Here is a 13352-nt window from a genome sequence, read left to right on the forward strand (position 1 = left end):
CGGTTGTAAGCTACGGCACAGCAGCCTCTTGAAAACCGCACTAGTAGAAGCGGGCATTGTCGTCAAAGGAAGGCAGCGGATATGCCCATCGACTCAGTTCAGCCATCGATAGCAGGTCGTGATTGTTCAGGCGTGTCAGCGCCGGCCGCAGACCCTGCCGCGCAATCGCCGACGGCCGGCATTGGTGCTGGCGCCGGCGTGGTCCATGCGTGCCCGGCTCCATCCGAGGTCCCGCTTCCCCCGTCTGCTGCCAGCGACGCGGCGACTGTTTCGGCATCCGAGTTCTTTCACCTCGACGGCGGTCTTGATTTCGCAGCCGGCACCCATCCCGTGAATCCCGAGCAGGCCCTGACGCCCGCGAACCACAAGCCGGGCATCGTCGCTTCACAAAGCGTCAACATGAGCGTCGCGCACAAGGGCGGCAATGACACCGTGTCCGTGGTTGCCGGATTCAAGGCCAGGGAGGCAACGCTCGCTGGAGCGTCGGCGATCGGATATTCGGGCAGCGTGAAAGCCGCCCGTCAGGTCGGTCCCGTACAGGTCGGCGTCGCGGGAACGCTCTATGGAAGCAATGCTCTCCACGTGCAGGAGGACGATGCAAAAGGCCTACCCGCGGGCTATCGCTATGGGCAGGTCGCGGTGACCGTCGACTCGAAGCACAAGCTGCCGGACGGCGGCGGCATCGCCGTCCACGCCGAAGCAGGATACCGCGCCGGTCCCGGCCTCAATAACCGCGTCAACCTTGTCGCCAAGGGGACGCTCACCGAGCATGTGGGGCCGGTGACGCTCGAGGTGACCGGTGCTGTGATCGCCGGCGAATGGACCGATCGGACCCCACAGGGGCTGCCGCGGCGTCAGGACGCGCTTCCCAGCGCTGAAGTCAAGGTGTTGCTCCCGGTGAGCGAGCATGTCCGGGTGTTCGCAAAGGTCGGAGGCGATGGGCGATATTCCAACCAGGACGATCACGGCTCGAGGAATTACGCGAACTTCGGCGGCGGTGTGGGTATCCAATTCAGTCAGGATGGCCCGAAATCCAAACCGAAGAATTGATGCGGTGCGTTGCAGGTTGGGCGCGGCGAGCGCCCAACCTGCACTGCGGCTGAACTTCCGACCCACGGCACCCGCCGTGCATGAACCTCACTCCACCCCATACCATCGCACCAGCCGCGGCGCGGCCCAGTCGGTGGCGACGGATTCGATCAGCCATTGACCGGGGGAGGTCGCCGCGAAGGCGATGCGCTGGGTCTGGCCGGGCTCGATGGCGAGCGTGTCGAGCCAGTACGGCTTCCAGCCGTCGTCGAGCTTGTCGAGCAGGCGGAAGTGGTGGCCGTGGAGGTGGAAGACGGTCGTCACCGTGCCTGTGTTCTTGAGGGCGAGCACGACGGTGCGGCCCGCCTTGGCGCGGAGGGCCGGGGCGGAGGATCTGGAGAAGTCGGCACACCGTGCCCATCCAGCCTCGGCTGCGCCGAGCGCGACATCGAACCGCAGGGCGCCTCTGAGATCGAGCTTGTCGGGCAGGTCGTTGGAAGGGAGCGGCTGCGGCGGCAACAGCGGCGCGCGGCGCTCCAGTCTGCCGGAGACCGCAAGCGAGCCGATCTGGTACGCCTCTTTGCCGTCATGGAGCAGAATCGGGGCCGAGCTGGCCGCATCCACAATGGCATCGGCCCGCCCGCCCGGGGCCAGGACCAGAGCGCCGTTGCGCGCCGGGAACGGTTCGGCCGGTTGTCCGTCCAGGGCCATCACCCGGACGTCGTGGTTTTCCAATTTGATCGCCAGAACAGTGCGTTGGGAGCCGTTGATGAAGCGCAGCCGCAAACGCTCACCGGCTGCAGCTGAGAGTTCAAATGAAGTCTGTCCGTTAAGCGTATAGAGCGGCGTCGCGTCCTTTGGGGCACGTCCCGGGGGGAGTGCGGTGCCGTCCGGCCGCAGCCGCCACTCCTCGATCAGCAGGACCTCGTCGCGATCGACGGCGCCAGCGTTTGCCTCCTGCGCGATGACCGGAAGCGGGCGCGCGGGCTGCGTGAGGACGTCCTCGAAGAGGCGGAAGTCCGCCAGCAGAGTTCCCGCGCTTGGTACTGAAATCATTGAGGTTTCGGTCGTGCCCGGCGGAGCGGACGCGCGCCCGCGCAGCGGGTCGGCGGCGGCCGGGCCATTGAGGCCGTACCAGGCTGGGGCAAGCGGGACAGGCAGGTCGTTGCGAAACACCACCTCGCAGCGGTCGCCTCGCTTGAGACGGACGTTCCCGAGGTGGCTTACGGCGGCCAGCTCCCAGATTGGTGTAGGTGGCTGACCCGGCCTGAGAGCGAGGGTTTGCGGTCTTGCCTGAAGGGAAAGCTGGGCGGTCAGGGCCGGCGCGGCACCGCTGGCGACCAGCCCGGCCGCCGAGGCCCCAAGAGAGGCTCCAAGAGAGGCGCCAAGCCCTGCCAAAACCTGGCGCCGATGAGGGGCGAGAATCCGCGGTTTCATGGGCCGATCCGGACCACGCCGCGCTGGATAAGTCCAGCCGTCGTGCCTACGTAAAGCCTGCCTCCATCGGGCCATTTTTTTGCTGCGAACAGTCAGGCACATGCTATAAGCCCGGCCGCCCGCGGCATCGCGGCCGGTCTTGATGCAAATTCACGCGGGCGTGGCGGAACTGGTAGACGCGCTGGATTTAGGTTCCAGTGACGAAAGTTGTGGGGGTTCGAGTCCCTCCGCCCGCACCAAGCGCTTATCGCGTTTGCACGGATTACGTGACCTGCTTTCGCGCGGATGTTTGTCCGCCGGGAGCCGGTTCGATAAAGCACCGGCGTTGAGGCGTTCGCCTCGCGCCGGATCGATTAATGACAGCGTCCCGACGCATGCGCGCCGGGACCGAACGAGAAGAAGATTGGACGCCATGCAGGTCACAGAAACCCTCTCGGAAGGTTTGAAGCACGAGTTCAAGATCAGCGTTCCCGCGTCTGATCTCGACGCCAAGGCTGGTGCCAAGCTCGTTGACCTCAAGGACAAGGTCCGCATCAACGGCTTCCGCCCCGGCAAGGTGCCGGTCACGCACCTGAAGAAGGTCTATGGCCGCTCGGTGATGGCCGAGACCATCGACCAGACCATCCGCGACACCAACACGCAGCTGTTCTCCGAGCGCGGCTTCCGTCTCGCCACCGAGCCGAAGATCACCATGCCGAGCGAGCAGGCCGAGGTCGAGGAGCTCCTGAGCGGCAAGACCGATCTGACCTACACGGTCGCGATCGAAGTGGTGCCGGCGATCGCGCTCGCCGACTTCAAGACCTTCCAGGTCGAGAAGCCCGTGGCCGACGTCACCGATTCCGACGTCGACGAGGCGATCAAGCGCATCGCCGATACCAACCGCGGCTATGCCGCGAAGGCCGAGGGCGCCAAGGCCGAATCCGGCGACCGCGTCACCATCAACTTTAAGGGCAGCATCAACGGCGAAGTCTTCGAGGGCGGCACCGGCGAAGGCATCCAGGTCGTGATCGGCTCCAACACGTTCATTCCCGGCTTCGAGGAGCAGCTGATCGGCATCGGCGCGGGCGAGACCCGCACGCTGAAGGTGTCTTTCCCGAAGAACTACATGAACGACAAGCTCGCCGGCCAGCCCGCCGAGTTCGAGACCACCGCGACCTCGATCGAGGCGCCGCAGGACGTCGCGATCGACGACGAGTTCGCCAAGACGCTTGGCCTGGAATCGCTCGACAAGCTCAAGGAAGCCGCGCGCGAGCGTCTGAACGTCGAGTTCGCCGCCGCGACGCGCCAGCGCGTCAAGCGCGCGCTGCTCGACCGCCTCGACGAAGCCCATCGCTTCGAGGCGCCGCCCTCGCTGGTCGACGAGGAGTTCAATCTGATGTGGAACTCGGTCAAGGCCGAGATGGACTCCGCCGGCAAGACCTTTGCCGACGAGGACACCACTGAGGACGCCGCCAAGGAGGAGTACCGCAAGATCGCCGACCGCCGCGTGCGGCTCGGTCTCGTGCTCTCCGAGATCGGCGAGAAGAACAAGATCACCGTGACCGACGACGAGGTCGGCCGCGCCGTGATCGAGCGCGCCCGCTCGATGCCCGGCCGCGAGAAGGAGGTCTGGGACTATTACCGTAGCAATGCCCAGGCGCTGGCCCAGCTCCGTGCACCGATCTATGAGGACAAGGTCGTCGACTTCATCCTCGAGCTCGCCAACGTGACCGAGAAGAAGGTCTCGCGCGAGGACCTCTACAAGGACGACGAGGCGGAAAAGACCGCTGCCTGAGGGCCCTAGAGCGTTTTCGAGCGAAGTGGATACCGGTTCGCGTCAAGAATACGCGTCAAAGCGAGACTCCAGAGCCCCGTTCCGATTTCATCGGAATAGGGCTGTGAGACAGTTATCTATTAAGGATGATCAGCAAAGAGGCCCAGCTAGCCAGATGGCCGGCTGGGCCTCTTTGTGGGAATCAGCTTCAACTGCCCCTACGGATTAAGCCTTAATTCTCTCCGCACTTGTCAGGCGCGAATTGGGCTATATCTGTCGGTATGCCTTCTACCTCTACCAAGTTCCTGCATCACGGGACGTCCATCGGCCTTCAGCAGATCCAGCCCAGACTGGCAGTCGAGACTGGCGATGTCCGCCTCTTAAAAACCCTAGGTGACTCATGCGCGATCCGGTTGAAACCTACATGAACCTCGTGCCCATGGTGGTCGAGCAGACCAACCGTGGCGAGCGCGCCTACGACATCTTCTCGCGCCTCTTGAAGGAGCGCATCATCTTCGTGACCGGTCCGGTCGAGGACGGCATGTCGACGCTGGTCGTCGCGCAGCTGTTGTTCCTTGAGGCGGATAATCCGAAGAAGGAAATCTCGATGTACATCAACTCGCCGGGCGGCGTGGTGACGTCGGGTCTTGCGATCTACGACACCATGCAGTTTATCCGTCCGGCGGTCTCGACCCTGTGCACGGGGCAGGCGGCCTCGATGGGCTCGCTGCTGCTCGCCGCCGGCGAAAAGGACATGCGCTTCTCGCTGCCGAACTCGCGCATCATGGTGCATCAGCCCTCCGGCGGCTTCCAGGGCCAGGCCACCGACATCATGCTGCACGCGCAGGAAATCCTGAACCTGAAGAAGCGGCTCAACGAGATCTACGTGAAGCACACCGGCCAGACCTACAAGGCGATCGAGGACGCGCTGGAACGCGACAAGTTCCTGACCGCGAACGACGCCAAGGAGTTCGGCCTGGTCGACAGGGTCATCGACAAGCGCGCCGAGGAGCCGGCGGCGAAAACCCCGTAGCACTACTGGGGCTGCGGCGATCCCTTGTTGGACCCTCGGGTAAATGCTTGAGGGATCGCCGGGCACCATCGGGGCCGCGTTCACGTTTAGGACGCATGCGCGCGTCGCAAAACGGTATTTTGCGCCCTGCGGCAGGCAGAAGGTTCCGCTTTCGTGCTTGTTTTTCGTGGCAATCCAGCAACGCCGGGGTGATTTCGATCACTTCGCCCGTGCCAAGACCGGAAATCACGGTATTGTCACGGGTAGCCGGCGACCCCCGATTAGCGAATTCTTGATAGTCGGGTGACAGCATGGTTGGCTACGATTGATCGGCTATGATCGCGGAGAATCGAGTGACCGTGATTCGCACGGGATGTAACGCGTAGGGTCTTTTTTGGTACGGAATTTGCTCTACTTAAGCTTCATACCGACCATCGTGTCGGAATGGAGCGATCGAGCGGAACGGGATCGAACCGCGGACGGAGACAGGAATGAGTAAGGTCGGCACGAGCGACTCCAAGAACACGCTATATTGCTCGTTCTGCGGCAAGAGCCAGCACGAAGTCCGCAAACTGATCGCGGGTCCCACGGTCTTCATCTGCGACGAGTGCGTCGAGCTCTGCATGGACATCATCCGCGAGGAGAACAAATCCTCGCTGGTCAAGTCGCGCGACGGCATTCCGACGCCGAAGGAAATCTGCAAGGTCCTGGACGATTACGTGATCGGCCAGAACCATGCGAAGAAGGTCCTGTCGGTCGCGGTGCACAACCACTACAAGCGCCTCAACCACCAGACCAAGCACAACGACGTCGAGCTGGCGAAGTCGAACATCCTGCTGATCGGTCCGACCGGCTCGGGCAAGACGCTGCTCGCGCAGACGCTCGCCCGCATCCTGGACGTGCCGTTCACCATGGCGGATGCGACGACGCTGACCGAGGCCGGTTATGTCGGTGAGGACGTCGAGAACATCATCCTGAAGCTGCTCCAGGCCGCCGACTACAATGTCGAACGCGCCCAGCGCGGCATCGTCTATATCGACGAAATCGACAAGATCAGCCGCAAGTCCGACAATCCCTCGATCACGCGCGACGTGTCGGGTGAGGGCGTGCAGCAGGCGCTGCTCAAGATCATGGAAGGCACGGTGGCTTCGGTCCCGCCGCAGGGCGGCCGCAAGCATCCGCAGCAGGAATTCCTGCAGGTGGATACCACCAACATCCTGTTCATCTGCGGCGGGGCCTTCGCCGGTCTCGAGAAGATCATTTCGGCGCGCGGACGGTCGACCTCGATCGGTTTCGCCGCCCAGGTGATGGCGCCGGAAGACCGCCGGACCGGCGAGATCTTCCGTCACGTCGAGCCTGAGGACCTCCTCAAGTACGGCCTCATCCCCGAGTTCGTCGGCCGTCTGCCGGTCGTGGCGACGCTCGAGGACCTCGACGAGACCTCGCTGAAGAAGATCCTCACCGAGCCGAAGAACGCGCTGGTGAAACAGTACCAGCGGCTGTTCGAGATGGAGAACATCGAGCTGACCTTCGCCGACGAGGCGCTTGGCGCGGTTGCCCGCAAGGCGATCGAGCGCAAGACCGGTGCGCGGGGCCTGCGTTCGATCCTCGAGGCGATCCTGCTCGAGACCATGTTCGATCTGCCGGGCCTGGAAGGTGTGGAAGAGGTCGTGATTTCGCGCGAAGTCGTGGAAGGAACGGCGCGTCCGCTCTACATCTACGCCGATCGGTCCGATCGCGCCGTCGAGAACGCCAGCGCCTGATCTTTCGGCGCTGGAACGCTCCAATTGTATCCTCAAAGTGGGCTGCGGAAGTGTATCTCCGCAGCCGGTGTGGCGTCGCTTACCGCGTGCGTAAGCGCCTGATGGCGCGCGTTTTTCAATGACTTGACACCCCCCGGGTCGATAGCCACCTAATGTCGGCGGCGAGTGAAAATTCTCTTCCAGATTCGCCTCAGTTCCGATCCGGCGAGCCGGTCCAACTTTTCAAAGGACCGACCGGTTTTGCGGATCACCTCGGCACTTTGTGGCGGTTGCGCATGAGCATGGCGGGCTGCGTGCAAGGGGGCAAAGCAAAAGGAAAAGGCCATGACTAATCCAAAACCCCGGCCGACCATCGTTCATGGCGAAACGCACGCCTATCCCGTGCTGCCGCTGCGCGACATCGTCGTCTTCCCGCACATGATCGTTCCGCTCTTCGTCGGTCGCGAGAAGTCGATCCGCGCGCTCGAAGAGGTGATGAAGAACGACGCGCTGATCATGCTCGCGACGCAGAAGAACGCGTCCGACGATGATCCGGCGCCCGACTCCATTTACGAGACCGGTACGCTTGCCAGCGTGCTGCAGCTCTTGAAGCTTCCCGACGGCACCGTGAAGGTGCTGGTCGAAGGGCTCGAGCGTGCGCGCGTGCAGAAATACACCGATCGCGCCGACTATTACGAAGCGACCGCCATTGCGCTGGCCGACACCGACGCGAAGTCGGTCGAGGCGGAGGCGCTGTCGCGCTCGGTCGTGTCCGACTTCGAGAGCTATGTGAAGCTCAACAAGAAGATCTCGGCCGAGGTCGTCGGCGTCGTGCAGGCGATCACCGATTTCGCCAAGCTCGCCGACACCGTTGCCTCGCATCTCGCGGTCAAGATCGCCGATCGCCAGGGTATCCTGGAGACGCTGTCCGTCACCACGCGCCTCGAGAAGGTGCTGGGCCTGATGGAGAGCGAGATCTCGGTGCTGCAGGTCGAGAAGCGGATCCGTTCTCGTGTCAAACGACAAATGGAGAAGACCCAGCGCGAATACTATCTCAACGAGCAGATGAAGGCGATCCAGAAGGAGCTCGGCGACGACGACGGTCGCGACGAGCTCGCCGATCTCGAAGAGAAGATCTCCAAGACCAAGCTCTCCAAGGAAGCCCGCGAGAAGGCGCAGCATGAATTGAAGAAGCTGCGCCAGATGTCGCCGATGTCCGCGGAAGCGACCGTCGTGCGCAACTATCTGGATTGGCTGCTGTCGATCCCGTGGAACAAGAAGTCCAAGGTGAAGAAGGACCTGGAATCGGCGCAGGCCATCCTGGACTCCGATCACTACGGGCTGGAGAAGGTCAAGGAGCGTATCGTCGAGTATCTCGCGGTGCAGTCGCGCGCCAACAAGCTCACGGGCCCGATCCTGTGCCTCGTCGGTCCTCCCGGCGTCGGCAAGACCTCGCTCGGCAAGTCGATCGCGAAGGCGACGGGGCGCGAGTTCGTGCGCGTCTCGCTCGGCGGCGTGCGCGACGAGGCCGAGATCCGCGGACATCGCCGCACCTATATCGGCTCGATGCCCGGCAAGATCATCCAGTCGATGCGGAAGGCGAAGTCGTCCAATCCGCTGTTCCTGCTGGACGAGATCGACAAGATGGGCGCCGATTTCCGCGGCGATCCGTCCTCGGCTTTGCTCGAGGTCCTCGACCCCGAGCAGAACGGAACCTTCAACGACCATTATCTCGAGGTCGACTACGATCTGTCCAACGTGATGTTCATCACGACCGCGAATACGCTCAATATTCCGGGCCCGCTGATGGACCGCATGGAGATCATCCGGATCGCGGGCTACACCGAGAACGAGAAGGTCGAGATCGCGCGCAAGCACCTGATCCCGAACGCGGTGTCCAAGCATGGCCTGGACTCCAAGGAGTTCTCGATCGACGACGACGCGCTGCTGCTGTTGATCCGCCGCTACACCCGCGAAGCGGGCGTGCGTAACCTGGAACGTGAGCTCTCCACACTCGCCCGCAAGGCGGTGAAGGAGCTGATGATCTCCAAGAAGAAGTCGGTCAAGGTCACCGAGAAGACTCTGGAAGAGCTGCTCGGCGTGCCGAAGTTCCGCTTCGGCGAGATCGAGAGCGAGCCGCAGGTCGGCATCGTCACAGGCCTTGCCTGGACCGACGTCGGCGGCGAGCTGCTGACGATCGAAGGCGTCATGATGCCCGGCAAAGGCAAGATGACGGTCACGGGCAATCTGCGTGACGTGATGAAGGAGTCGATCTCCGCGGCGGCGTCCTACGTCCGCTCGCGCGCGATCAACTACGGCATCGAGCCGCCGCTGTTCGACCGGCGCGACATCCACGTGCACGTGCCGGAGGGCGCGACGCCGAAGGACGGCCCGTCCGCGGGCGTCGCCATGGCCACCGCGATCATCTCGGTCATGACCGGCATCCCGGTCCGCCACGATGTCGCGATGACCGGCGAGATCACGCTGCGCGGCCGTGTGCTGCCAATCGGCGGCCTGAAGGAGAAGCTGCTGGCTGCGGCCCGCGGCGGCATCAAGACGGTGCTAATCCCCGAGGATAACGCCAAGGATCTCACGGAGATTTCCGATGCGATCAAGGGCGGCATGGAGATCATTCCGGTCTCGCGTCTCGACGACGTCGTCGCCAAGGCGCTGGTGAAGAAGCCCGTGCCGATCGTCTGGGAAGAGGACACCAAGGTGACGGTGAAGCCGGACGGCGATGAAGCAGCCGGCGGCCTGACCGCTCACTAGGCTTCAGCGAAAAGATGATAAAACGGCGCCTTCGGGCGCCGTTTTTGTTTTCGGCGGGCAAGGAGACGAGGGCAATGCAGATCGACGGGCAATGCCATTGCGGGAGGATCACCTTCGAGGCCGAGGTCGATCCGGAGGAGGTCTCGGTCTGTCACTGCACCGATTGCCAGACGCTGACCGGCTCGCCGTTCCGGGTGACCGCGATCTGCACCAAGGCCGACGTCAAGCTGACCGCCGGTGCGCCCAAGATCTACGGCAAACGCGGCGACAACGGCCGGATGCGCTTCCAGCACTTCTGCGCCGATTGCGGTTCCCCGCTGTTCACCAGCGGCGAGGGCGACCAGGCCGACGATTGGGGCATCCGCTGGGGCTCTATCCGCCAGCGCGACAAACTGCGCCCCGTCAGGCAGATCTGGTGCCAGTCGGCGGCGGTGTGGATCGACGCCGTGCCGCTGCTGCCGGGGAGGCCGCAGGATTGACACCCAAGTCATTGGGGCTGGGGCCTTGCCCCGTCGGGGCACGTAGGGCTAAAGAGGCGGCGAGGGCGATTAGCTCAGCTGGTTAGAGCATCTCGTTTACACCGAGAGGGTCCGCGGTTCGAATCCGTGATCGCCCACCAGCATTCGCTCGCTTCGCGAGCTACGGCTTGGCAAGCCGGTACAGCCGAACATTAGCGCGAAGCGAGCGAAGGCGGGCGTTTGGCGGCGAGCTTCGGCCAGGTAAGGCCAAGCCATTAGTGATCCTTGTCACAGGCGCGCGCGCCGGAATGGGCCAATATCAACCCGCAAGTCACAACGGAGGGTTGGTCCAATGTGCGCGTTGCTGGATTTCATTTATCGCCATTGCTGCCGGGCGTGCCTGCGCGAAGCGCGGCGCATGAATCACGGCGGTTCGGCCATCGCAATCTGGTAATTCCGGAGTTGGGCGCGTCGCGAAGGCGAGCGGCCCCCAACCAGCCTCGGCTCCCGGAAAGGGTGCGCTGGACATCTCGACGTGATATCGCCGCTGTGCGGTCGCAGAACCGCAACGGGACGGGCATCACGAATGGGAATGGCCGGGAACACCATGCAACAGCCTAGCGGACACGAGCAAAACGCCGACCAGATCGCCTATTGGAACGGCCCGAGCGGCCAGCGCTGGGCCGATCGCCATGCGGCGCAAGAGAGCCTGCTCGGACCGATTGCCGACGCGCTGATCGAACGCGCCAAGCCGAGGCCCGGTGAGCGCGTCCTCGATGTCGGCTGCGGCTCCGGTGCGACGACGTTCGCGTTCGCCAAGTCAGTGGCACCCGATGGGTTCGCGCTCGGCCTCGACGTGTCCGAACCGATGCTGTCGCAGGCGCGCGCGTTTGCGCCAAAGGGCCTGCCGCTCGATTTCGTGCTGGCGGATGCGACGGTGCATCCGTTCGAGCCGGCGAGCTTTGATCTTTTGGCCTCACGCTTCGGTGTGATGTTCTTTGCCGATCCCATTGCGTCCTTCAGCAATCTTCGCCGGGCGCTAAAGCCGACCGGGCGGCTTGCCTTCGCCTGCTGGCGCGAGCCGAAGGAAAATCCGTGGATGATGGCGCCGCTGATGGCGGTCTACAAGCACGTGCCGAAGATGCCGCCGGTCGGGCCGGAGGAGCCGGGGCCGTTCGCCTTCGCCTCGGAGGAGCGCGTGATGCGCATCCTGAAGGGAGCGGGGTTCGTCGACATGGCGATGGAGCCGCACAATGTGGCGATGGATGTCGCGATCGGCGGCGGCCTCGATGCCGCGGTTGATGGCGCCTTGCAGATCGGCCCCGCCAGCCGCGCGCTGCAGGGACACCCGCCGGAGACGTACACGGCCGCAAGAGCCTCGATCCGCGAGATGCTCGCGCCGTTCCAGAAGGGGCAGAGCGTGGCGTTGCAAGGCGCGATCTGGATCGTGACCGCGAAGGCGACGTAGTCGCCCCCGAATTTCCGGTTGCGAGCATTGAAGATGAATCCAGCACTGAACCAGCGCACGGGTCTTTCGTTCGCCTTGCCCCGGTGGGCACATTCCATCGCCTGGTTCTGGATCTGGGTCTGCGCGATCGGCCTGGCCTTGATGGTCCACCTGGCTTTCCTGGTGGCCTGGCCTGATCACTTCATTCATGAAGACAGCGCGGCATATCTCATACAGGCAGAATCCATCCTGAAAGGGCAGTATATCGAGGACACGATGAAGCGGCCATACGGCCTGGCCATCTTCCTCGTGCTGCTGTCAAAACTGTTCGGCCCGAACATCCTCGTCTTCGTCGTCGCGCAGCATCTGTTGAGCATCGGCACGGCGCTTTTGGTTGCAGGGATCGTGCGTTTTGCCGGCGCGCCGCGTTTCTTCGCGCTGTTGGCCTTTTGTCTTGCGGCGTTGCACGGCCGGATCGTCCACTACGACAACACGATCGGTGCGGAGACGATCTCCAACTTCCTGGTCAGTCTTGCGGCCTTCATCGCCGCGGGCGCCACCTTCAGGAAATGGCCGGCCTTGCCGGCCGCAGCGGCTGTAGGCTTGACGCTCGGCGCTGTGATGACCTGCCGGTCGGCGGCGGTCGGACAGGCCGCAATCATTCTGTTGTGGCTGGTGGTGGTGCTGGACGGACGACTCCTGCGCCGGCTCGGCGTGCTTGCCCTGGCAGGCTTTTTCGCCTCGGCCGTCTATCTGACGCCGGCGGCGATCAACTTGGCGATCGGCAAACGCCCGGCCGGCAACGAGACCCTGGCCGTGATGGCCTTCGTGGTCGGCTATTCCGGCGATTTCGAGCACGGCGTTCATCTCGACCGGAAGGCGCAGGCGCGGGGGTATGTCGAGCAGATGCGGGCCGCGGATACCCCTCAGGGATGGCCCGACATCGGTGTCTACCAGTGGCCGTTCGGCGCGATGCACCGGCTGGCGAAGACCGGCGACAGCGATACGGATCTCGAGCGGGTCGTGCGTGACATCTTCATCGAGACGCTGACGACGCCGTCGACGCTCTATCGACACCTCACGAAACACTTTCTCCGGGAGATGTACTTCCTGTTGTTCGACGCAAATTCGGTTGCGCGGCGGACGCCCAGTCCGCAGGGCTATGAGTTCTTCATGGACCGCGACAGGTTCCCGTTCTTTGGCAGCCCGACCGGGTTGAAGTCCGGACAGTTGGTTCACGACTACTACAAACCCTGGGGGCCACTGTCGCGGCTGCTGCCGACCGCGAATCAGTTTCAGCTCAACCTGAACCGTCTCTTTGCGCGTGGCTACGCGCCGAGCTCGGATCTGGTCGCGCTGTGCTGCGGGTTGCAGGTTTCGACCGAATACGACGATTTCCCGGGTCTGATCTGGTGGCTGTCCTCGGCGACACTCGGCCTTGCGCTCTTGCTCCTGATTGGCGTCCCCGCGAGCCATGCGGGTTTGGTTCGGTGGCCGACCGGCCACCTCGTTGCCGGCGGCACCTTGATGATCCTGCTGGCGATGGTCAGCGCCGCGTTTCCGACCTTCCTCATTTATGGGCTCAATCGCTACGCGTATTACGCCATACCTTTCCTCGCCGGCTCGAGCGCGATCCTGGGGAGTGTGCTGTTCGACTGGCTCAGGGCCAGAGCAAGGGCCAAGGCCGACCGCGGCGAAGCATAGG

Annotated in this window: 9 protein-coding genes and 2 tRNA genes; 10 read left to right on the forward strand and 1 reads right to left on the reverse strand. The window is 63.6% G+C overall.

Annotated elements, in window-relative coordinates:
• Positions 1-132: 132 nt before the first annotated feature.
• Complete coding sequence (locus tag AABA86_RS19120) at positions 133-1050, forward strand: hypothetical protein (RefSeq protein ID WP_338307918.1); 918 nt, start codon at positions 133-135, stop codon at positions 1048-1050.
• Between the two features lie 87 nt (positions 1051-1137).
• Here the strand turns inward: AABA86_RS19120 and AABA86_RS19125 are convergent, their stop codons facing one another.
• Positions 1138-2466, reverse strand: coding sequence for a multicopper oxidase family protein (locus AABA86_RS19125; RefSeq protein ID WP_338307919.1), 1329 nt, complete (start codon positions 2464-2466; stop codon positions 1138-1140).
• A 154-nt stretch (positions 2467-2620) separates the two neighbouring features.
• Between AABA86_RS19125 and AABA86_RS19130 the strand changes: the two genes are divergently transcribed.
• From AABA86_RS19130 to AABA86_RS19170, 9 genes are all read left to right on the forward strand, one after another.
• A tRNA-Leu gene (locus tag AABA86_RS19130) sits at positions 2621-2705 on the forward strand.
• Between the two features lie 173 nt (positions 2706-2878).
• The gene (gene tig, locus AABA86_RS19135; RefSeq protein WP_338307920.1) at positions 2879-4240 is read left to right on the forward strand and encodes a trigger factor; all 1362 of its coding nucleotides are present in this window, start codon (positions 2879-2881) and stop codon (positions 4238-4240) included.
• 379 nt (positions 4241-4619) lie between these two features.
• Positions 4620-5252: an ATP-dependent Clp protease proteolytic subunit gene (locus AABA86_RS19140; RefSeq protein WP_097662542.1), complete on the forward strand. Its 633-nt coding sequence runs from the start codon at positions 4620-4622 to the stop codon at positions 5250-5252.
• Between the two features lie 470 nt (positions 5253-5722).
• Positions 5723-6994 (forward strand): ATP-dependent Clp protease ATP-binding subunit ClpX, encoded by a 1272-nt coding sequence (clpX, locus tag AABA86_RS19145; RefSeq protein ID WP_212250799.1) that lies wholly within the window; start codon positions 5723-5725, stop codon positions 6992-6994.
• Between the two features lie 324 nt (positions 6995-7318).
• On the forward strand, positions 7319-9742 hold the full coding sequence (lon, locus tag AABA86_RS19150; protein ID WP_212250800.1) for an endopeptidase La: 2424 nt from the start codon (positions 7319-7321) through the stop codon (positions 9740-9742).
• Positions 9743-9816: 74 nt separating this feature from the next.
• Positions 9817-10221 (forward strand): GFA family protein, encoded by a 405-nt coding sequence (locus tag AABA86_RS19155; protein WP_212250801.1) that lies wholly within the window; start codon positions 9817-9819, stop codon positions 10219-10221.
• Positions 10222-10284: 63 nt separating this feature from the next.
• A tRNA-Val gene (locus AABA86_RS19160) sits at positions 10285-10361 on the forward strand.
• Positions 10362-10807: 446 nt separating this feature from the next.
• Complete coding sequence (locus AABA86_RS19165; protein WP_338307922.1) at positions 10808-11668, forward strand: class I SAM-dependent methyltransferase; 861 nt, start codon at positions 10808-10810, stop codon at positions 11666-11668.
• A gap of 18 nt (positions 11669-11686) precedes the next feature.
• Positions 11687-13351, forward strand: coding sequence for a hypothetical protein (locus AABA86_RS19170; RefSeq protein WP_338307923.1), 1665 nt, complete (start codon positions 11687-11689; stop codon positions 13349-13351).
• Position 13352 lies beyond the last annotated feature (1 nt).

Origin of the sequence: Bradyrhizobium sp. TM233 (genome assembly GCF_036247965.1) — a bacterium.
Taxonomy (GTDB): domain Bacteria; phylum Pseudomonadota; class Alphaproteobacteria; order Rhizobiales; family Xanthobacteraceae; genus Bradyrhizobium; species Bradyrhizobium ottawaense.